The organism is Paraburkholderia phenoliruptrix (assembly GCF_019511605.1).
In the GTDB taxonomy this organism is placed as follows: Bacteria; Pseudomonadota; Gammaproteobacteria; order Burkholderiales; family Burkholderiaceae; genus Paraburkholderia; species Paraburkholderia phenoliruptrix_A.
On sequence record NZ_JAEUAV010000019.1, the window covers coordinates 103,966 to 124,573 of the forward strand.

The following is a 20,608-nucleotide window of genomic DNA, read 5'->3' on the forward strand; positions in this document are numbered from 1 at the left end:
GCTATTTCATTCACACTGACTCAGTCGTTGAGGTTTGGGGAACAACACATGAAAAAAGTTATCGTCTCGCTCGCAGCTGCATCTATCGCGCTGGTTTCGGTTCAGGCTTTCGCGCAGGCATCGGACGCAGCGGCTCCGGCTGCTGCAGCTAGCGCAGTGAAGAAGCACCACGTCAAGAAGCTGAAGACGCACGGCAAGCGCGCTCCAGTCGCGGCAGCTGCATCGGCAGCGGGCACGAACGACAAGGGCACGCAGAACTAAGCAGGCGCGACCTGCCGCGAGCACTGCTTGGCCGCTTGCGCGCGCCGCTCGTGCGGTGCGTGTCAGCCAGGTCGAATGCAGTTGCTGCAAGCAAAAAGGCCAGAGCTCGTGCTCTGGCCTTTTCGTTTTATGGTTCCGTTCGCCGCCGCAGTTGGCGGTAGTTGGCGGCAGGGCGGCAACATCTCGCCCAAGGCATGCCACCGCAAGCGCGCATACTGCGGGCTTGCAGCATCAGCCAACGACGCTCACTGCGCGAGACCGCGCGTGATCACTTCGTTCAGCAGCCCGGTCATGCCGTCCGGATGCTTGGCGGCGCGCTCTTTGAGTTGCGCCACCAGATCGCCGTTCAGCTTGCACGCAAACGGGACGAGACCCTGCGCCTGATCGAGCTTGCGCTGTTCGCGACGATCGATTTTCGGCGCCGCGGCCGCGGCTTTGCCGAAGCGCTCGGCGGTGCTTTGCTTCATTGCATTGTTGAGCTTGAGTGCCTTGTTCTTTTCAAGGTCGGTCTTTTTCATCGCCATACGTCAGGCCTCTGTCAGATAGGTAATCCCGCATTGTACGCAGGGTGCGTTGCGACGGGCGAGCGCGGCGGGAGCTGGGGCGGGGCGCACAGGAAGGGTGAGCCGTCGCCGGCGTTAGCGGTGGGTATCGGCGTGGGCAGAGCGATCGGTGACGTCAACGGCGTCATCGCCACCAGACGACGCCACCAGCCGTCAACCGTCAGCGTCAACCATCAGCCATCAGCCATCAGCCATCAGCCATCAGCCATCAGCGTCAACCATCAGCCATCAACCATCAGCCATCAACGCCTTTACGCCCAGCAGCCCTTTCAGCCGCTGCATCCTCTTCGGCGACACCAGCCCCATTGGCTCTATCTGCCCCATCTGCTCCACCAGCGCCTTCCCCGCACGCATCCGTAACCGCCGGTCTTGCCGCGACGCTGTCGATCAACGCGCGCATCCGTTGCCAATGCGTGCCTTCCCAGAATACGCGGCGGCACACGTCGCAGGTGACGAACTGCTTGTGCCGCTGCAGGACGCCGTCGGGCGCGCGGTCGCCGACTTCGTCGCGCCCAATGCGTCTGAGCGGCGCATTGCACATCAGACAAAGCCGGAACGGCTGGGCGCTGCCCGCCAGATCGAGCCGTTCGAACACTTCGCGCAACTGCTCGCGCGGCCTCAGCGCGCGCACGTAGCATCCATGGGTGATCGCGCGGCGTTTCAGCAGTTCGCGGTCGCGAGTGAGCACAATGCGATCTTGCGTGGCGGCGAGCGCCTCGATGTGCGCGTCGGGAAAGTGATTGTCGTAGAGCGTGTCGAAGCCCGCGAGCCGCAGCAGTGGGGCAAGCCCGCCAAGATGTGCGTCGGCGATGAAGCGCACGACGCGCAGCGGCCGTTCACGCACGCGCAGCAGCGGACGGATATCCAGCGCTTCAAATTTCGGATACACGGCGACGCGGTCGCCGTCCGCCACGGGGTGATTGAAACCGACCGACTCCCCGTTCACGAGGATCAACTCGACTTCGGTATGCGGTACGCCGAGCGCTTCGATCGCGTGCTTGGTGGTCGCGTCGCGCGCGCACGCGTAGGCGAACGCGCGCCGGCGTAGCGGCCGGGCGAGAAAATCGTTCAGCTCCTCGTAGAAGCGGAAAGTCGCGGTGACCATCGTCGCAGTATCGCACCGCTCGGCGTTGCTTGGGGGGCGAGGGGGAGGCGGGCCGCCGGCCATGCAGCCCGCACGCTGATCCGGAAGTCACCGTCACGCACCCCGCGGTTGCGTCGTTCTCTGCGCCTGTCGCATGACTGTGCTTTACTTCCACATCTTCAGATGACGGAGTCACAGATGGACATTGGTTTTATCGGCCTCGGCGAGATGGGCGCCGCGATGGTTGCAAACATCCTGAAAGCGGGGCACCAGGTGCGCGTGTGGAACCGCTCGCCGGAACGCGCTCAGGCGCTCGCCGCGAGCGGCGCGCGGATCGTCGCCACACCGGCCGAAGCATTTGCCGGCGACGCCGTCTTTTCCATGCTCGCCGACGATGCCGCGCTGCGTGAGGTCGTCACAGCGTCGCTGCTCGAGCACGCGCCGCGCGGGCTGATCCACGTGAACATGGCGACGATTTCTGTCGCGCTTGCCGAGGAACTGGCGACCGCCCATGCGTCGCGCGGTGTCGATTACGTCGCAGCGCCCGTGCTCGGCCGGCCGGACGTGGCCGCGGCAGGCAAGCTGACGATCGTCGCGGGCGGGCCGGCCGAGGCGATCGACCGCGTGCAGCCGGTTTTTGACGCAATCGGCCAGAAGACCTGGCGCATCGGTTCCCTGCCGCAACAGGCGAATGTAATCAAGGTTGCGGCGAATTTCATGCTCGGCGCGGCCGTCGAGACGCTCGGCGAAGCCGCTGCTCTGGTGTCCGGGCATGGCCTCGCAATCCAGGATTTTCTCGACGTCATCACGAGCGGCATTTTCCCAGGCCCGGTCTACGCGGGCTACGGCAAGATGATCGCCGACAACCGCTACGAGCCGGCGCTCTTCAAGGCGCGTCTGGGACTGAAGGACTTGCGTCTTGCGCTGGCCGCAGCAGACGCGGTTACGACGCCGTTGCCGATTGCGAGCGTCGTGCGTGACAGCCTGATCGACGCTATCGCGCACGGCGACGGTGAGAAAGACTTTGCCGTGCTGGGCCAGGTGGCGGCGCGCCGCGCTGGCCGCTGACGGTTTCTGCATCAGCGCTAGGCGGGCTTGGCAATCGGTCTGCCGCAAGCGCAGCTCGCCGACAACCGCCCGAATCCCTGCAAGCCGCGCGCGCCCGGCGCCACAACAATGGATAATGGCGGTCCCATTTTCTACACGGTGATGCCATGAGTCTGCATACCTGGTGGCTGTTCGTCGCCACCGTTTTTGTCGTGTGCGCCATTCCCGGCCCGAACATGCTGCTCGTCATGACGCACGGCGCGCGGCACGGCCTGCGGCGCACGAGTGCAACCATGGCGGGTTGTCTGTCGGCGTTGGTGCTGATGCTGGCAGTGTCGGCGGCCGGACTCGGCGTTTTTCTGGAAGCGTGGCCGGCCCTGTTCAATGCGCTTCGCCTGATCGGCGCGGCTTACCTGGTCTACTTGGGCATCAAGGCGTGGCGTGCTCCGGCTGACGAGGTCGCCGCGTCCGAGGTCGAGGAACTGGCCGCGAGGCCGGTCCATTCGCGCCTTGCGTTGTTTCGCAACGGTTTTCTGGTTGCGAGCAGCAATCCAAAGGCGATTCTGTTTGCCGCGGCGCTGCTGCCGCAATTCATTGACGCCGCGCTGCCCAAGCTGCCTCAGTTCGGCATTCTGGTGGCTACGTTCGCCGTTATCGAGGTGAGCTGGTATCTCGTCTACGCGGGCTTCGGCACGCGTATCGGCAGCCGTCTTAAGAGCCGCAGCGTCGCACGCATGTTCAACCGTTTGACCGGCGGCGTGTTCGTTGGCTTTGGCGCGATGATGGCGCTGGTCCGACATTAAGGTCGCGACGCGAGAGGGCGCACAACCAAGCATATGTGGCGAATTCGCAACAAGACGGGAGAACCCTGATTTTCATGTTGCGTCGCACCAAACCATTTGCTATAGTTCGATCTGTCTCCTCCATGTCTCCTCTGATATGGATTCAGCCCGCCACCTTAGGCGGGCTTTTTTTTGCCCTCAACCCCCAAGTCTTGCCAAATACGGTTTAGCGATTGACGCCCGCAAACGGCCGCCGGCTCGGCCGCGGTCGGCCCCGGTCGGTCTTCTGATGCAGCGTGCCGGCCGCATTGCCGTCAGAATTTGTATGAAACGGCGAGGAAGGAGATGATCGGGTCCGCCTTCAACTCAGCCTTCGAGACGCCCAGTTCCGTGCCGTCCGCAGCCTTGATGATCACAGACGACGTCGTCTTCAGCGGAATGTAGGTCACCGAGGCCACCAGACCCCAATGGTCCGTGATGTTGTATGCGAGACCCGCATTGAACACCGGCGCCCACGACGACGAAGCCTTCGCCGACACCTGCGTCGTTCCCGGCTTGCCCGCGCCGGCAGCGAGAATGGCGCCCAGATTTTCCTGCGTCGAGTGGACGAAGTTCTGGCTCAGTTGAATGTCGGAAAACCAGTTGTACGACACGCCGACGCCGACAAACGGCCTGAACCTGGCAGTCGGCGTGTTGAAGTAGTACTGAAAGAGCAGCGCCGGACTCCACTGCCGCACGCTTTTGACGATCGGATTGGATTGCGGGTCGCCAATATCCTGTTGCCCGAGCGCACCGGCCGGCCCAGGCGGCTTGATCGTGCCATGCCCGTAGATCTTGAAGACGGGCGGCACGCCTGCCACGGTCGTCACCGCAATGTGATCGGTCAGGTAATGGCTGAAGACGAGGCCGACGGTATTGGCGTTGTTCGTCGACAGACTCGTGCCGGCCGAGGTGAACGAACTCGGCAAACGCAGCGGCGTATTGATGGGCGTGGGCGCCACGTTGGTCGTCAGCGGCGTGCTCGAGTCCTTGGGCATGACGTGGAACCAGCCAAGCACGGCGACGTTGTCGCCCGCATGTTGCGCATGAGCGCTGACCGACAGGCACGCGGCCAGCATCAATAGACAGATTTTTTTCATGTTATTGCTCCTCCTTGAGCGCTCGCCGGACGCAAGGCGCGCGGCGAGCGTTGGCGGCCAGGCCGGCCGCGAGGCCGACACGCGGAACGCGTGCCGTGCCGGCCGCCGCATGGCGAGTGCGGGCAGCAGCGGCGGCGCGAACGCCTCGTTGCTTGCCAATGACGCGGGATGCGCCCGTTACTGAACGAAGGCGCCGATCGTGAAGTACGGCGAGGCCGCGTTGGTCAGATCGAGATAGCCGAACACGCCGCCCGTGAAAATCATCTTTCCTGTCGGCGTGTTGCCCGTGGATGCGCCTACTCGTGTAGTCGTGACCACGCCCGGCACGCCTTGCGTGAAGTCGAGGTTTAGCGCGGTCGCGAGCGAAGCCTGCGACGGGTTGAACGGGTCGAGCAGCGTCGCCTGGGTGCCTGCAAGCGCCGTGGTGCGATAGTCGAACTGGCTATCCACGCCGATGTACTCGCCGTTCTGCGAGTTGAGTGCAATCGGGCTTTGCGGCGCGAGAATCGAGATGCCCGATTCGTCGTCGGCGTAAGGTCCGAGCGCGCCGTTTTGCGGCACGGTCACCGACGAGTTGGCGGCGCCGGTGCGCACCAGAATCGGCACCAACTGGTTGCGCAGCTTGCCGACGATCATGTAGCCGCGCGCTTCCGGTGTAGTAGCAAGCGTGGGCTTCGCCTGTCCCTGGAAGTTGTTGGTCTGGAACGCGCCGCTGCCGTCCGACGCCTGCGTGAAGTTGCTGCCTGGCTGCTGACATTTGCCCGCGTTCACGCCCGAGTTGTCACACTCGCTCCACGTGCCGTCCGCATTGATGGTGATCTTCGAATCCACGGCGACCGGCGCGAAATTCTGCGACGGCACCTGGTGATAGCCGAGCTGGTTGTAAGTGCCGGCCACCTTCGCGAGATCCGTTTCGATCGACGAGAAACCGATGAACGGGTAATACGGGAACTTGGTGTCCGGCACGGCGCCCACGCCGAGAATGCCGCCGAACGAAATTTCGGCGCCGGGAATGGTGCCGCCCGCCACGCCTTCGCCGACAAAGATTCGCGCTGGACGGTTCGGATCGAGACTCGCGCCGTTCAGCCGGAAAGCGCACTGATTGAGCTTCTTGGTCGGCAGCAGGGTTTCCTGGGTCAGCGTGCCGCTTGCGGTCTGGCCGGCGCGGGTCGGCACGACAGTGCCGGTGGTCGCGGGAATCGGTGATTCGACATAGGTGACCTGCCAGGTCATCTTCGTCGTGTCGAGCTGCAGTTTGACGAGCTCGCCGTCACCACCGCCGCCCGTGTAGACCGTGGTGTAGTCCAACGTCGCGGGACACAGCCGAACTTCCGTCACCGGGCCGTCGCCATTGCCGCCGCCTCCACCGCCGCATGCCGCCAGCAACGGTGCCGCACAGGCAAGCACCGACAGAAATCTCCATTTCATACCGCCTCCAGAATTTTTTCGTTGTAGATGGCCGGCTCCCAGTCCAGCCATCGCCTCGTTTTTTTTTATGTCTCTTGCTGCGAACTGCCGTGTTGCGTCGACTACTTGCTGATCTGCGCGCCGATACCGAAATACGGCGTGCTCGACGTGTCGGAGTTGGCCGACGTCGGCGCGACGCCGCCGTTCTCGGTGCCCTGAAGCGCGATGGCATACAGGCCGCCGGACGCGATTGCGAAGCCGCTCTTGCCGTTCTTGTCCTGCACGCCGACGAGCCCCGGGCTCGCGAGCCCATAGTCGAGACCAAAACCGCTTTCGGCCGCCGAGGTGGTCGGATTGATGAACGTGCCGACGCCGCCCTGGATGAGCGTTGCGGTGTACCTGAAGTTGGAGTCCGCGCCGACATAGCCGCCGTCGAACCCGCCGGATGCGAGCGGCGTCGCGGCGGCGAGCATCGCGATGCCGGATTCGTCGTCGACCTTGGCGTCCAGATGAAGCGGCGCCGTGCCCAGGTTGATGTAGCCGGTGCGCACGATGAGCGGCACCGTGGCGCCGTTGATCTGGCCGAGCACCATGTGCGCGGTGCCCGACTTGCCGGTCGCGCCGATCAGTGGCAACTGGAACTGCTGCACGATCTGCGGAGCCTGCTGGCTGTCGAAGTAGCCGTTGCTGTTGAGCGTCCAGGGGTTGCCGGTCGACAGGCAGCCGCCGGCATTCGGCGAGTAGTTGGGGTTTGCGGCGTTGCTGCTCGTGCAGGTACCGCTCGCGTCGAAGGTTTCCACGGTGTTCGTCGCGACTGTCGAGTAATTGCCGGACGGCGCGAGGTGATACAGCAAGCCGTTGTATGTGCCCGGCAGCCGGGTGATGTCGGTGGTCGTGCTGGCGAAGCCGAGGAACGGGTAAAAGTCGAAGTGGCGGTTCGGGACCGCTCCAATGCCCGAGCCGATCAGCGGAATGGACAGCCCGTCGAACTGGATCGTCGCGCCCGGAATTCCGCCGCCTGCCACGCCCTGGCCGACCAGGATCATCGGCGGATTGGGGTTGTTGGCGAAGTCCGGCGTCGTGTAAGGCTGGCCGTCGCCGGCCGCCGTGCCGCTGCCTGCGCCCAGAATGAAAGCGCAGCGCGTTTGTTCGGCAGTCGGCAGCGTGCCGGTTGGCGGGTGAATTACCGCGCCTGTGATTTGTGTGCCGGCGCGTGTCGGGGTGACGCTGCCGGTGCGCAGGGGAATTGGCGACTCGAGCCACTTCAGCGTGTAGGTCATCGCGGTGGCGTCGATGTTCAACTGGACCACCTCGCCACTGCCGGCGCCACCGAGAAAAGTGCTTTTGACGATGTCGGCGGTCGCGGGGCACAACGCAGCGGACGTGCTGCTCGAAGCGGGCGGACCCTGCACACCGCAACTCGAACCTGAGCATTGCGGCGCATTGATTGGGCCGGGATTGTCCGATTTGCCGCCGCCACAGGCAATAAGAAAAGGAGTCGTGACAATAGCCATTGCCAGACCTCGAATAATGGCGTCCGCCATGTTGCTGTCTCCCTCATGTATTTGTGCGAGCTAATTTCGCCGCGTGATTAATGCCTGTCAATTGAATGAGCCGTCTAAAAAGGCCGATTCAAACAGCAGTATTTTGGCGACACGCGCAGTGCATGGGCGTTTGCGGCCCTTTTAAACAAAAACGCTGATCGGGCTCGCGAGGGGCGTGCCGTTGTTTCTCCGCACGCCCTTGCCTGGCATGCCTCGGAGCAAAATGGCTCAATCATCTTCGAACGACCGTTCGACAAAAAATCCGGAGTTTCCCCAGGCGGAAAACTATGCCGGATGAGTCGCGCCAGGGAAGAGTTACCTGAAAAATTCCGCTGTGGCCCGCCTTCGATTTTCTAAGTAATTCGGGCTTGTACTGATTATCTGGAGAGAAAGCGGGCAGCCTGCCGGTTTAAAACAAAAAAGCCGGTCTTTAAGACCGGCTTTCGTAATGCTGACAAACGGTGAATTGCCGCGCTATTTATACTTTCGTTAGCGCTTCAAACCGCTTTCCTCCGGGGCACCAATGGCGAGATTCATACACTGAATCGCCGCACCGGAAGCGCCCTTGCCCAGATTGTCCAGACGCGCGACGGTTACGAAGCGCTCCGCCGTGCCGAACACGAAGAGATCGACACGATTTGTGTCATTGTTCGCCTGCACGTCGAAGAAGCCGCCGTCGAGGTTCGCTTCTGCGTCGAACGGCGCAACGCGCACGAACGCTTCGCCTGCGTAGTACTCGGCGAGCAGCGCCTGGACTTCTTGAGGCGTGGTTTTTTTCGCCAACTGACGCGGCGAGAAGTAGGTGGTCACTGCAAGACCCTTGTAGAAGTCCCCGACGATGGGCGTGAACACCGGCGCCGACTTCAACCCGGTATGCGCCGCCATTTCCGGCAAATGCTTGTGCGTGAGGCCGAGCGCATAAGGACGCGGGCTCTTCAGCCTGTCGTTGCCGCCGGCTTCGTAGTCCGCAATCATTTTCTTGCCGCCGCCGCTGTAGCCGGTGATCGAGTACGCATGGGCGTCGAACTCCGGCGCGACCACGCCGCCTTCCACGAGCGGGCGCATGGCGAGCACGAAAGCCGATGCATGGCAGCCGGGCACGGCGATGCGTTTGGCCGTGCGCAGGCGCTCGCGCTGCGCGCGGGCGAGTTCGGGCAGACCGTAAGCCCAGTCCGCCGACGTGCGGAAGGCCGTGCTCGCGTCGATCAGCACCGTGCGCTCATTGTCGACGAGCGAAGCCGATTCGCGCGAGGCGACGTCGGGCAGGCACAGGAATGTAACGTCCGACGCGTTGATCAGGCGGCGGCGCTCCTCGATGTCCTTGCGCTTCGCTTCGTCGATACGCAGTATTTCCACGTCTGCGCGCTGCGACAGGTACTCGAAAATCTTCAGGCCGGTCGTGCCTTCCTGTCCGTCGACAAAAACTTTCGTGCTCATCTCAATCTCACTGGCTGCTCGGGAAACGGCGCGCAACGCCGCGCGAAAACGCCATTTTAAGACCTGATCGGCATGGGCGTGCGCAAGTGCGGAAAAACGGCGCAAAAAAGAGCGCAAAAGCGACGGTGCTCGCACGAAATGACAGCGGCGTGACCGTATGCGCCGGGCCCCCCGTGGCGCGCGCGGACACGGCCTGGTCACTGGTGAGGAGGGTCTTGCCTGAAGGCACCGTTCGGTGCGATGAGAGGGGGCCGGCGAGGGGGCCGGCATGCGTCGCGCCGACCGCCGCATTTCCTACCGCCCGTAATTCACCACCATCCTCGCACTGCCGAGTGTCGCGGTACCGATCTCGTGATCGAACATCAGCGCCGGGCGGCCTTGCGCGAGACGAAGATCGGCGGAATTCAGCGCATATACGGTGATCACGTAGCGGTGCGGTTTGCCCGGCGGCGGGCAGGGTCCGCCATAGCCGTCGATGTCGAAATCGTTGCGGGCTTCGACGGCGCCGAGCCTTCTGAGGAAGCCGGATGCGCTTGCATTCTCGGGCAGGCTGGCCACGCTCGCCGGAATGCCCGCAACCGCCCAGTGCCACCAGCCGCGCCCGGGCGCGTCGGGGTCGAACATTGTGATCGCGAAACCGCGCGTGCCGTGCGGCGCGTCGCGCCACGTCAGTTGCGGCGAGCGATTGCCGCCCTTGCAGTCGCCCTGATCGAAGACCTGCGGAGAACTGACGGTGCCGCCCGCACTGAAGCTGGCGCTGGTCAGGGAGAATGTGCCCTCGGCCCGAGCTCGCGCACCATGCGCGACCCAGAGCGCCAGGCCGAGCATGGCGTAGGCAAAAACCGGCAATCGGCGAAACGGTGAAGCGTGCGAAACAACCAGGCAACGCAGACGCATGTGCCGGTTCTCCTGTGTCGATCCGAGTCGACGCCTCGCGCCCTTCCGGATGCGGTGCAGCATCAGGTCGCTGCGAAGGCGCGGGGCGCTGGCCTCGCGAAGTTTATTGTCTCGATTGCCTGTCTCAAGAGCCAATCAAGTCTAACATTAGCTGTACGATGCATCATTGTTGTGCGTCGGGGCGGAGTGCAAGCCTAAAATCGGCTATAGTCGGAACAATTTACGCGATATGGCCCGTGTTCCTATTATGTCGAACTAAACAGTAAGAACAACAAAGAATGTCTGAAGTTTTGGAGAGGGGTTTTCCTGTCGAGGTACGGGCAATGCAAGACTTAGTCAAGGTCGTCATCGCCGACGATCATCCGGTCATCCTATTCGGCGCCGAACAGGCTTTGCTCAAATTTCCCGGCATTCAGGTGGTAGCGAGAGCCAGGCAGTCGACGGAACTGATCAAGATGCTGCAAACCACGGCGTGCGACGTGCTCGTCACCGATCTCGCCATGCCAGGCGGCCAGTTCGGCGACGGCTTGCCGTTGATCGGCTATCTGCGCCGCAATTTTCCCAACCTCCCGATCGTCGTGCTAACAATGCTGGAGAACGCCGCATTGCTGCAACGGCTGCGCGAACTCGGCGTGACCTCGGTCGTGAACAAGTCCGACGACTTGAGCCACATCGGGTTGGCGGTCCAGCATGTGAGCCGGCATCTGGAATATCTCAGTCCGTCGGTCAAGGCGTCGCTTGATGCGCTGCGCATGAACGCCGGTGGCAGAAGCGACGAGGTGATGCTGTCGAGGCGCGAATTGGAAGTCGTGCGCCTGTTCGTGTCGGGAATGACCATCAAGGAAATTTCCGAGCAATTGAACCGCAGCATCAAGACGATCAGCACGCAGAAGAACACCGCAATGCGCAAGCTCGGCATTGACCGTGATTCGGAACTGTTCCAGTACGCGCAGAGCAATGGCCTGCTGAACCTGTCGTCGCACTCGGCCGAAGATACGGGCGACCTGGCCTAGCAGCACGTGGCCCGTCTCATCCAGGCTGAAACAGCGAGAGGCTGCCAGCAAGATGAAAGAAAAAAGGCCGCCTGTCTGAGACAGGCGGCCTTTCTGTTTGGGCCGATGGGTTGCAGCGGCGCCCGGCTTACTGCGGCGTCGAGGTTGCGCCGCCATGCGCGGCCGACCACTCCGCCGGCGCGTGCAGGAATTTTTCCACTTCGTCGAGCGTCTTGCTGTCGAAGTACTTGTTTTCCTTGGCGACGCGCAGCACGTCCCACCAGGTCGCGAGCGCGTGCAGATCGACGTCGATGTCTTTCAGCACCGACACGCTTTCCTTGAAGATGTTGTAGTGGAATAGCACGAAGCAGTGATTCACCGTGGCGCCGGCCGTGCGCAGCGCATTGATGAAGTTGATCTTGCTGCGGCTGTCCGTGGTCAGGTCTTCCACCAGCAGCACACGCTGGCCTTCGGTCAGGAGACCTTCGATCTGCGCATTGCGGCCAAAGCCCTTCGGCTTCTTGCGCACGTATTGCATCGGCACCATCAGGCGGTCGGAGAGCCACGCTGCGAACGGAATGCCCGCCGTTTCGCCGCCGGCCACGGCGTCGATCTGCTCATAGCCGACGTCGCGCAGAATCGTGGTTTCCGCCATTTCCATCAGGCCGCGGCGCACGCGCGGGTAGGAGATCAGCTTGCGGCAATCGATATAAACCGGGCTCGCCCAGCCGGACGTGAAAATGTACGGTTTCTCCGCGTTGAAGTGCACTGCTTGTACTTCGAGCAGCATCTTGGCGGTGGTGTCGGAGATCGTCTGGCGATCGAAGCCTGTCATGGGGCGGATCCTTGGGGTTGAGCGGGGAGAAGCGGGCGCGAAGCCCGGTGGCGCAGCAAGCGGGATATGCCGCGCCGTGCTGGGCGGAATATGCAGCCGGCCAGTGGATGCTGGCCGGTTTTGCTGCGCGCGTAGGCCGACATTTTACCCGAAACGGGCTCTGCGCAGGAGGCTGTCATGCGGGCGCGAACGCAATCGCGGTTGCTGTGACCGTAAAGCGCCGGCCCTGCGAGCGGAGCCGTCGCCGCTTGTTTGAGCCGAGGCGGGCAGAGCGGCAGGCGCCCGAGCCACGCGGTTTCTGTCTCGCGCGACCGAGCCGTCCGCAGGCCGCATTGCGCTGCATCGCCCTATGCGCCATGCATCGTCGATGCGGCGGCGCAGCATGACTGGCGGGCTGTTTCGCCGATGGCGAGCCGCGTTAACCAGTCGGTGCATCGACACCCGCGGGGTGTACACTAACCGACCCGCGTAGCACTCCGCACCGTCCCGCCCTCCGCCGAGGACCGACGCCGCGCCTAACCGGCGCACGCGAAAAGCGCCTCGGTCGATTACCCATTCGATACAGGAAGCGCCGCCGGGCGTGCGGTGTGCCGGGCCTAATTTCTTACGTCTCGCAGGCAAAAAATGGACGAACAACTGAAGCAAAGCGCTCTCGCCTATCACCAGAATCCGAAGCCCGGCAAGATCTCGGTCACGCCAACCAAGCCGCTGTCGAACCAGCTCGACCTGTCGCTCGCATACTCGCCCGGCGTGGCAGCGGCCTGCATGGCAATTTACGACGAGCCGCTCGACGCGCAGAAGTACACCTCGCGCGGCAACCTCGTCGGCGTGATCACGAACGGCACGGCCGTGCTCGGCCTCGGCAACATCGGCCCGCTGGCAGCGAAGCCGGTCATGGAAGGCAAGGGCTGCCTCTTCAAGAAGTTCGCCGGCATCGACGTGTTCGACATCGAGCTGTCAGAGTCCGATCCGGACAAGCTGGTCGAAGCCATTGCAATGCTCGAGCCCACGCTCGGCGGTATCAATCTGGAGGACATCAAGGCGCCGGAGTGCTTCTACATTGAGAAGAAGTTGCGCGAGCGCATGAAGATCCCAGTCTTTCACGACGATCAGCACGGCACGGCGATCATCGCGTCGGCGGCCATCCTGAACGGCCTGAAAGTGGTCGGCAAGCAACTCAACAGCGTAAAGCTGGTCTGCTCGGGCGCGGGCGCGGCGGCCATCGCCTGTCTGGATCTGCTCGTGAACCTGGGGTTGTCGAAAGAGAACGTTCTCGTCATCGACTCGAAGGGCGTGATCTACGAAGGCCGCGGCAACCTCGACCCGTCGAAGGAACGCTATGCGGCGAACACCGAGGCGCGCACGCTCGCCGACGCGATTCGCGGCGCGGACGTGTTCCTCGGTTGCTCCAGCGCCGGCGTGCTGAAGCCTGAAATGGTAGCTGAAATGGGCACCCAGCCGTTGATTCTCGCGCTCGCCAACCCGGAGCCGGAAATCCGTCCGGAAGAAGCGAAGAAGGTGCGCCCGGACTGCATCATCGCGACCGGCCGTTCGGACTATCCGAACCAGGTCAACAACGTGCTGTGCTTCCCGTTCATTTTCCGCGGCGCGCTGGATGTCGGCGCAACCACCATCACCGAGGAAATGAAGCTCGCGTGCGTGCGCGCGATCGCCGAGCTCGCGGAAGAAACCGATCAGGGCGATGAAGTCGCGAAGGCATACGAAGGACATTCGCTCGAATTTGGTCCGGAATATCTGATTCCAAAGCCGTTCGATCCGCGCCTCATCATCAAGATCGCGCCTGCGGTCGCGCAAGCGGCCATGGATTCGGGCGTGGCGACCCGTCCGATCAAGGACATGGACGCGTATCGCGAAGAGCTTGGCACCACCGTGTATCGCACGGGCATGGTGATGCGTCCGGTGTTCGCCGCGGCGAAGTCCGAGCCGGCGCGCATCGTGTTTGCCGAAGGCGAGGACGAGCGCGTGCTGCGCGCCGCGCAATTCGTGCTGCTGGAAAAGATCGCCAAGCCGATTCTGGTCGGCCGTCCGTCGGTGATCGAAATGCGCCTGAAGAAGATGGGCTCGAAGCTCAAGTGCGGCGAAGACTTCGAGATTGTCGATCCCGAAGACGATCCGCGCTATCAACAATGCTGGCAGGCGTATCACGAGCTCGGCGCGCGCGAAGGCGTGACGCCTGACGTGGCGAAGGCCGCCATGCGCAAGTTCAACACGCTCATCGGCGCAATCCTCGTGCGTCTGGGCGAAGCCGACGGCATGATCTGCGGGATGATCGGCCAGTACCACACGCATCTGAAGTTTATCGAGCAGGTGCTGGGCAAGGCGGACAACGTGCAGAACTTCGCCGCGATGAACCTGCTGATGCTGCCGGGCCGCAATCTGTTCATCTGCGACACGTACGTGAACGAAGTGCCCACGGCGGAACAACTCGCCGACATGACCATGCTGGCTGCACGCGAAATCGAGAAGTTCGGCATTACGCCGAAGGTCGCGCTGCTGTCCAACTCGAACTTCGGCAGCGCGCCGTCCTCGTCGTCGCAACGCATGGCTGCGGCTCGCAAGCTGATTGTCGAACGCGCGCCCACGCTCGAGATAGACGGTGAGATGCACGGGGACGCCGCGCTGTCGGAAGTGGTCCGCAAGGCGGCGTTCCCCGGCACCACGCTGTCAGGCGAAGCCAACCTGTTGATCATGCCGAACGTCGAAGCAGCGAACATTGCCTACAACCTGCTCAAGATGGTCGGTGGCGAAGGCGTGACGGTCGGCCCGTTCCTGCTCGGCGCGGAGAAGCCGGTCCATGTGCTGACGCCGGCTGCGACCGTGCGCCGGATCATCAACATGACGGCGGTCGCCTCGGCGAACGCGCGCAAGTCGGTGAACGGCAAGTAGGCGTAACGGTACGTACTGCGGGTACGTACTGCGGGTACGTACTGCGCGAGCTTCAGTAAGCCTGCGAAAAGACAAACGCCACGGAACTCGGGTTCCGTGGCGTTTTTTTTTTGCGCGTGGCGGACCGCATCGCGCCGAAGACTGCGCTCAGCGCGTGGCGCTTGCCGTCAAGCGGCGTGCTGCGTCGTTCCCGCTTGCGGTGAGCGCCAGCGCGTGAGCAGGTCGTTCCACTTCACGCGTACAGCTTTCAGGTTGTTTTCCTTGATGTGCCCGAAGCCGCGAATGCCGTCCGGCAAATTGGCGAGTTCAACTGCCAGCTCGCGGTTTTGCGCTGTGAGCCCGCCAATCAGTTCGCGAACCAGCGCCTCATACTCGCCAATCAGCGCGCGCTCGGTGCGTCGCTCCTCCGTCTTGCCGAAGATGTCGAGCGCGGTGCCGCGCAGGAACTTCAGCTTCGCGAGCACATGCATTGCGCTGAACACCCACGGGCCGTACTTCTTCTTGATCAGGTGCCCTTGGGCGTCCTTCTTCGAGAACATCGGCGGCGCGAGATGGATGTGCAGCTTCCAGTCGCCCTCGAAGTTCGCCTTCAGCTTTTCGATAAACGCCGGATCGCTGTACAGGCGCGCGACTTCATACTCGTCCTTGTAGGCCATCAACTTGTGCAGATTTTTCGCGACGGCTTCGGTGAGCGGCAGTTGGCCGTCGCTCGAGTCGAGCGCCGATTCCACTGCGCGCACTTGCGAGACCAGCTCGCGGTAACGCGCTGCATACGCATCGTTCTGCCGTGCGGCGAGGTAGGCCGCGCGTTTGTCGATCAGCGTGTCGAGCGCTTTGGGTGTGTGCAACGAGATGATCTTGCTGCTCGTGGCCTCAGCCGCGGCGCCGGTGCCGGTACCCTGCGATTGCGCGAACTTGCGCACGGCCGCCGGATCGTGTGCCGCGCGACGGCCCCATTCGAATGCCGCGCGGTTCTTCTCGACCTGCACGTTGTTCAGCTCGATTGCGCGCATCAGCGACTGATAAGTGAGCGGAACCCAGCCGCGCTGCCATGCGTAGCCAAGCACGAACGGATTCGTGTAGATCGCGTCGCCGAGCAGAGCGACCGCGAAATGGTTTGCGTCGACCGTGTCGACGCAATCGTCGCCTGCGCCCGCCCGCACGTCCGCTTCCGTGCTGCTGCCCGGAAAGCGCCAGTTCGGGTTCTTGATGAGTTCGGCGGTCGGCGTGTGCGCGCTGTTGAGCACCACGCGCGTGTGACCGGCTTGCATGCGCGACACGCATTCGTCGCTTGCCGTCACGATCGCGTCGCAGCCGATCACGAGATTCGCTTCGCCCATCGCAATGCGGGTGGCGTGGATGTCACCGGGCTGATTCGCGATCTGCACGTGGCTCATCACGGCGCCGCCCTTCTGCGCGAGGCCGGTGACGTCCAGCACCGTGACGCCCTTGTTCTCCAGATGCGCGGCCATGCCGAGCAGTGCGCCGATCGTCACGACACCGGTCCCGCCCACGCCGGTGACGAGCACGCCGTAAGGGCGCTCGATGGACGGCAGCGCCGGCTCCGGCACCGGAGGCATGGCGTCGCCCACGATGCCGGACGCCGCCTTCGGCTTGCGCAACTGACCGCCTTCGACGGACACGAAGCTCGGGCAAAAGCCGTTCACGCACGAAAAGTCCTTGTTGCAGGTGGACTGATTGATTTGCCGCTTGGTGCCGTATTCGGTATCGAGCGGCTCGACCGACAGACAGTTCGACTTCACCGAGCAATCGCCGCAACCCTCGCACACTGCCTCGTTGATGACGATGCGCCGCGCCGGGTCCGGATATGCGCCGCGTTTCCTGCGCCGGCGTTTTTCGGTGGCGCAGGTCTGGTCGTAGATCAGGATCGTGGTGCCGGAGATCTCGCGCAACTGGCGCTGCACTTCGTCGAGCTTGTCGCGATGGTGGATGTCGATGCCCGGCGCGAGGCCGACGTTCCCCGAATATTTTTCGGGCTCGTCCGTCACGATCACGATTTTCGACGCGCCTTCGGCGGCGAGCTGATGCGTGATCTGCGGTACGGTCAACACGCCGTCGACCGGCTGGCCGCCCGTCATTGCCACCGCGTCGTTGTAGAGCAGCTTGTAGGTGATGTTCGCCTTCGACGCGATTGCCGCGCGAATCGCCAGCAGACCCGAGTGGAAGTAGGTGCCGTCGCCGAGGTTGGCGAACACGTGTTTGTCGTTGGTGAACGGCGCCTGGCCGATCCACGCGACGCCTTCGCCGCCCATCTGACTGAAGGTGCTGGTGCTGCGGTCCATCCACACAGTCATGTAATGGCAGCCGATGCCCGCCATGGCGCGCGAGCCTTCCGGCACGTTCGTCGACGTGTTGTGCGGGCAGCCGGAGCAGAACCACGGCTTGCGCTCCACTTCGACGCGCGGGCGCGCGAGCGCCTTTTCCTTGGCTTCTATGACGGCGATGCGCGCGGCGATACGGGCGCGCACATCCGACGGCAGATCGAATTTCGCGAGCCGCGCGGCGATCGCCTTGGCGATGATCGCAGGCGACAGTTCGTAATGCGCCGGCAGCAGCCAGTTGCCCATTGGCACCGACCATTCGCCGCCCGCGCCGTCTTTCTCGTCGAACTTGCCGAACACGCGTGGGCGTTGCGTATCCGGCCAGTTGTACAGCTCTTCCTTGATCGCGTATTCGAGAATCTGACGCTTTTCCTCGACCACCAGAATCTCGTCGAGACCTCGCGCGAATGCTTGCGCGCCTTGCGCCTCGAGCGGCCATACGCAGCCGACCTTGTATAGTCGAATGCCGATGCGCGCGCAGGTTTCGTCGTCGAGACCGAGGTCGGTGAGCGCCTGGCGCACGTCGAGATACGCCTTGCCGCCCGTCATGATGCCAAAGCGCGCCTGGGGCGAATCGATTTCGACGCGGTCGAGCTTGTTCGCGCGCACGTACGCGAGCGCTGCGTACCACTTGTAGTCGAGCAGACGCGCTTCCTGAACCAGCGGCGGGTCCGGCCAACGAATGTTCAGCCCGCCTTCGGGCATGGCGAAGTCTTCCGGAAGCACGATCTTCGTGCGATGCGGGTCGATATCCACCGAAGCGGACGACTCCACCACGTCGGTCACGCATTTCATCGCGACCCACAGGCCGGAGTAGCGGCTCATCGCCCAGCCGTGCAAGCCGAAGTCGAGATATTCCTGCACGTTCGACGGAAACAGCACCGGCAGGCCACAAGCCTTGAAGATGTGTTCCGACTGATGCGCGAGCGTCGACGATTTGGCTGCGTGGTCGTCGCCGGCCAGCACCAGCACACCGCCATGCCGCGACGATCCTGCAGAATTGCCGTGCTTGAAGACGTCGCCGGAACGGTCGACACCGGGGCCTTTGCCGTACCACATCGAAAACACGCCGTCGTATTTGGCGCTGGGGTACAGATTGACCTGCTGCGATCCCCAGACGGCGGTGGCCGCGAGGTCTTCGTTGACACCGGGCTGAAACACGACCTGATGCGCGGCGAGATGCTGTTTCGCCTTCCACAGGGATTGGTCGAGTCCGCCGAGCGGCGATCCGCGGTAGCCGGAGATGAAGCCGGCCGTGTTGAGACCGGCGGCGCGGTCGCGTTCCTGCTGCAACATCGGCAGACGCACCAGCGCCTGGATGCCGCTCATGTACGCGCGGCCGCGTTCCAGGGTGTATTTGTCGTCGAGCGTGACGGAAGATAGAGCGGCTTCGAGCGAGGCTCGCTGACCTGCGTCTAGCGGGGCATTCATTATGTGTACTCCTCCACCCAGTTTGGGATCGCCAAAACTTTTGGGCCGCGGCATCTTGTGAATGCGTATGGCCGGGGTCGCCATATTGACGTGTTTTAAGTGATGGTAGCACTGGTGAAAACCCGCCGCAGCACGCAGCAAATTTCCTTTTGCGATGCGTTCGGTGCGCCTCTATGCCGGTTGCGTGGCTTTGCAAAATTAGGCCTGGTTCTAGTGCGCGCCCGTGTAACAAGCTGTAAAAGCTACAACTGCGCGGAACCGCCCGGCACGCACCTGTCTAACCGGCACCTGTGAGCAATGTCTGTGTAACGCGCCGCATGTTGCGGCGCTTCAGGACAACAGGGCAGCTAGAAAAGGAGTACGCATGAACACGAGAAATATCCAGACCTTCCTGATGGTTTCGGCCGCCTTTTTCGCCATGAGCGCGCCGGTGCGTTCGAACGCGAGTACGGGGACGCCGTCTGGCGTGATCAGCCGCACGGCGCTGGTGGCGCCTGCGCGCGTGGCCATCAATCGCATTTCGCGCGAGAGCGCGTCTCGCAACGAAGATCAGAATTCATGACGCGCCGCTGAGGCTGCGCGTTAGATTCGAGTAGCCGTCGCTCGTAGTCGGGCGGCGGCACAAACGCCAAGGGCGAGAATCGTGCGATTCTCGCCCTTGGCGTTTTTTCAGCGGATTTTCCTGGGCGCGCTTTTTCAGCGCGGATCGTCAGCCCTCTGATCAGCGTTTCGATCAGCGCTCATCGCTCGTCCCACGGCAGAGTCCGGCGTGAGGCCGCCGGTGCGCTCGCGGTTCAGGCCTTGTCCTGCACGACGCCGCGGCGGATCTGATCCAGCTCGATCGATTCGAACAGCGCCTTGAAGTTGCCTTCGCCGAAGCCCTGGTTGCCTTTGCGCTGAATGATCTCGAAGAAGATCGGGCCGATCTGGTTCTCGGTGAAAATTTGCAGCAGCAGATCGTCCGGGGCGCCGTCGATCAGAATCTTGCGTTTGCGCAGTTCCTCGAGCGGCTCGCCGTGGTTCCGCACGCGGCGGTCGACGAGTTCATAGTAAGTGTCGATGGTATCGAGTAGCGAAATGTTCGACGCGCGCAGGCCGTCCACGGTCCGGTAGATGTCGTTGCTGCCAAGCGCGATGTGCTGGATACCTTCGCCGTGATACGCGTCCAGATACTCCTGGATCTGGCCGGCGGTTTCCGAGCCTTCCTCGTTGATCGGAATGCGGATCTTGCCGCACGGCGACGTCATCGCTTTCGACTTCACGCCCGTCACCTTGCCTTCGATGTCGAAGTAACGCACTTCGCGGAAGTTGAAGAGCCGCTCGTAGAACTCGGCCCATTCCTGCATGCGGCCACGGTGGACGTTGTGCGTCAGGTGGTCGATGTAGGTGAGGCCGTGGCCGACCGGGTTGGGATTCGCGCCGGGAATCGGCTCGAAGTCCACGTCGTAGATACCGATGTTGCCGACGCTGCCCGGTGCCGCGCCGTTCTTGCCGCGCCAGCGGTCAACGAAATAGATGAGCGAGTCGCCAATGCCCTTGATGGCCGGGATGTTCAGCTCCATGGGGCCCGTCTTGTTGTCGAAGCCCCACGCGCCTTTTTCGATTGCCTGCTTGTAGGCCTTTGCTGCGTCCTCAACGCGGAACGCAATCGCGCAGATCGACGGGCCGTGCAGGCGCGCAAAGCGTTGCGCAAACGAATCCGGCTCCGCATTGACGATGAAGTTGATCTCGCCCTGACGGTAAAGCGTCACATCTTTATGACGGTGACGCGCGACAGCGGTGAAACCCATCTGCTCGAAGAGCTTGCCGAGCGCCTTGGGATCGGGCGCAGTGTATTCGATGAATTCGAAGCCGTCGGTGCCGACGGGATTTTCCCAGGTTGGAACCTGCATTGTCTGTCTCCATGTCGAGAGCGCGGGGCGCCCGGAGTCGCGCGGAAC

The 20,608-nt window shown here is 62.9% G+C and carries 16 protein-coding genes; 6 read left to right on the top strand and 10 right to left on the bottom strand.

Annotation, left to right across the window (positions count from 1 at the left end; translation table 11 throughout):
- Window positions 1–48: 48 nt before the first annotated feature.
- Window positions 49–261 (top strand): hypothetical protein, encoded by a 213-nt coding sequence (locus tag JNB89_RS22040; protein WP_135892664.1) that lies wholly within the window; start codon window positions 49–51, stop codon window positions 259–261.
- A gap of 245 nt (window positions 262–506) precedes the next feature.
- Here the strand turns inward: JNB89_RS22040 and JNB89_RS22045 are convergent, their stop codons facing one another.
- Window positions 507–785 (bottom strand): hypothetical protein, encoded by a 279-nt coding sequence (locus JNB89_RS22045; protein ID WP_135892665.1) that lies wholly within the window; start codon window positions 783–785, stop codon window positions 507–509.
- Window positions 786–1,059: 274 nt separating this feature from the next.
- Complete coding sequence (locus JNB89_RS22050) at window positions 1,060–1,929, bottom strand: Mut7-C RNAse domain-containing protein (RefSeq protein WP_220363585.1); 870 nt, start codon at window positions 1,927–1,929, stop codon at window positions 1,060–1,062.
- Window positions 1,930–2,106: 177 nt separating this feature from the next.
- Here JNB89_RS22050 and JNB89_RS22055 point away from each other — a divergent pair, with 177 nt between their 5' ends.
- Both JNB89_RS22055 and JNB89_RS22060 read left to right on the top strand, forming a co-directional pair.
- Entirely contained in the window at window positions 2,107–2,976 is an 870-nt protein-coding gene (locus tag JNB89_RS22055) for an NAD(P)-dependent oxidoreductase (protein WP_013340773.1), read from the top strand.
- A gap of 146 nt (window positions 2,977–3,122) precedes the next feature.
- Complete coding sequence (locus tag JNB89_RS22060) at window positions 3,123–3,758, top strand: LysE family translocator (RefSeq protein WP_135892667.1); 636 nt, start codon at window positions 3,123–3,125, stop codon at window positions 3,756–3,758.
- Between the two features lie 293 nt (window positions 3,759–4,051).
- Here JNB89_RS22060 and JNB89_RS22065 read toward each other — a convergent pair whose 3' ends face one another.
- The 5 genes from JNB89_RS22065 to JNB89_RS22085 all read right to left on the bottom strand — a co-directional run bounded on the left by JNB89_RS22065 (window position 4,052) and on the right by JNB89_RS22085 (window position 10,161).
- A complete protein-coding gene (locus JNB89_RS22065; RefSeq protein WP_013340771.1) occupies window positions 4,052–4,876 on the bottom strand; it encodes an OmpW/AlkL family protein in 825 nt (274 codons plus the stop codon).
- Between the two features lie 177 nt (window positions 4,877–5,053).
- A complete protein-coding gene (locus JNB89_RS22070) occupies window positions 5,054–6,304 on the bottom strand; it encodes a DUF2957 domain-containing protein (RefSeq protein WP_220363586.1) in 1,251 nt (416 codons plus the stop codon).
- Window positions 6,305–6,405: 101 nt separating this feature from the next.
- Window positions 6,406–7,827 (bottom strand): DUF2957 domain-containing protein, encoded by a 1,422-nt coding sequence (locus tag JNB89_RS22075; RefSeq protein ID WP_220363587.1) that lies wholly within the window; start codon window positions 7,825–7,827, stop codon window positions 6,406–6,408.
- 489 nt (window positions 7,828–8,316) lie between these two features.
- Window positions 8,317–9,264, bottom strand: a complete 948-nt coding sequence (gene argC / locus JNB89_RS22080; protein ID WP_220363588.1) for an N-acetyl-gamma-glutamyl-phosphate reductase — start codon at window positions 9,262–9,264, stop codon at window positions 8,317–8,319.
- Between the two features lie 294 nt (window positions 9,265–9,558).
- A complete protein-coding gene (locus JNB89_RS22085; RefSeq protein ID WP_013340767.1) occupies window positions 9,559–10,161 on the bottom strand; it encodes a YbhB/YbcL family Raf kinase inhibitor-like protein in 603 nt (200 codons plus the stop codon).
- A gap of 323 nt (window positions 10,162–10,484) precedes the next feature.
- Between JNB89_RS22085 and JNB89_RS22090 the strand changes: the two genes are divergently transcribed.
- On the top strand, window positions 10,485–11,174 hold the full coding sequence (locus tag JNB89_RS22090; RefSeq protein ID WP_013340766.1) for a response regulator: 690 nt from the start codon (window positions 10,485–10,487) through the stop codon (window positions 11,172–11,174).
- Between the two features lie 127 nt (window positions 11,175–11,301).
- On the opposite strand, the gene JNB89_RS22095 is transcribed toward JNB89_RS22090, so the two are convergent.
- Window positions 11,302–11,988, bottom strand: coding sequence for an orotate phosphoribosyltransferase (locus JNB89_RS22095; protein ID WP_013340765.1), 687 nt, complete (start codon window positions 11,986–11,988; stop codon window positions 11,302–11,304).
- Between the two features lie 624 nt (window positions 11,989–12,612).
- On the opposite strand from JNB89_RS22095, the gene JNB89_RS22100 reads away from it, so the two are divergent.
- Window positions 12,613–14,895: an NADP-dependent malic enzyme gene (locus tag JNB89_RS22100; RefSeq protein ID WP_220363589.1), complete on the top strand. Its 2,283-nt coding sequence runs from the start codon at window positions 12,613–12,615 to the stop codon at window positions 14,893–14,895.
- A 167-nt stretch (window positions 14,896–15,062) separates the two neighbouring features.
- Here the strand turns inward: JNB89_RS22100 and JNB89_RS22105 are convergent, their stop codons facing one another.
- A complete protein-coding gene (locus JNB89_RS22105) occupies window positions 15,063–18,668 on the bottom strand; it encodes an indolepyruvate ferredoxin oxidoreductase family protein (RefSeq protein WP_220363590.1) in 3,606 nt (1,201 codons plus the stop codon).
- Between the two features lie 364 nt (window positions 18,669–19,032).
- On the opposite strand from JNB89_RS22105, the gene JNB89_RS22110 reads away from it, so the two are divergent.
- Complete coding sequence (locus JNB89_RS22110; protein WP_013340762.1) at window positions 19,033–19,230, top strand: hypothetical protein; 198 nt, start codon at window positions 19,033–19,035, stop codon at window positions 19,228–19,230.
- A 232-nt stretch (window positions 19,231–19,462) separates the two neighbouring features.
- Here the strand turns inward: JNB89_RS22110 and hppD are convergent, their stop codons facing one another.
- The gene (hppD, locus tag JNB89_RS22115) at window positions 19,463–20,560 is read right to left on the bottom strand and encodes a 4-hydroxyphenylpyruvate dioxygenase (RefSeq protein WP_220363591.1); all 1,098 of its coding nucleotides are present in this window, start codon (window positions 20,558–20,560) and stop codon (window positions 19,463–19,465) included.
- Window positions 20,561–20,608 lie beyond the last annotated feature (48 nt).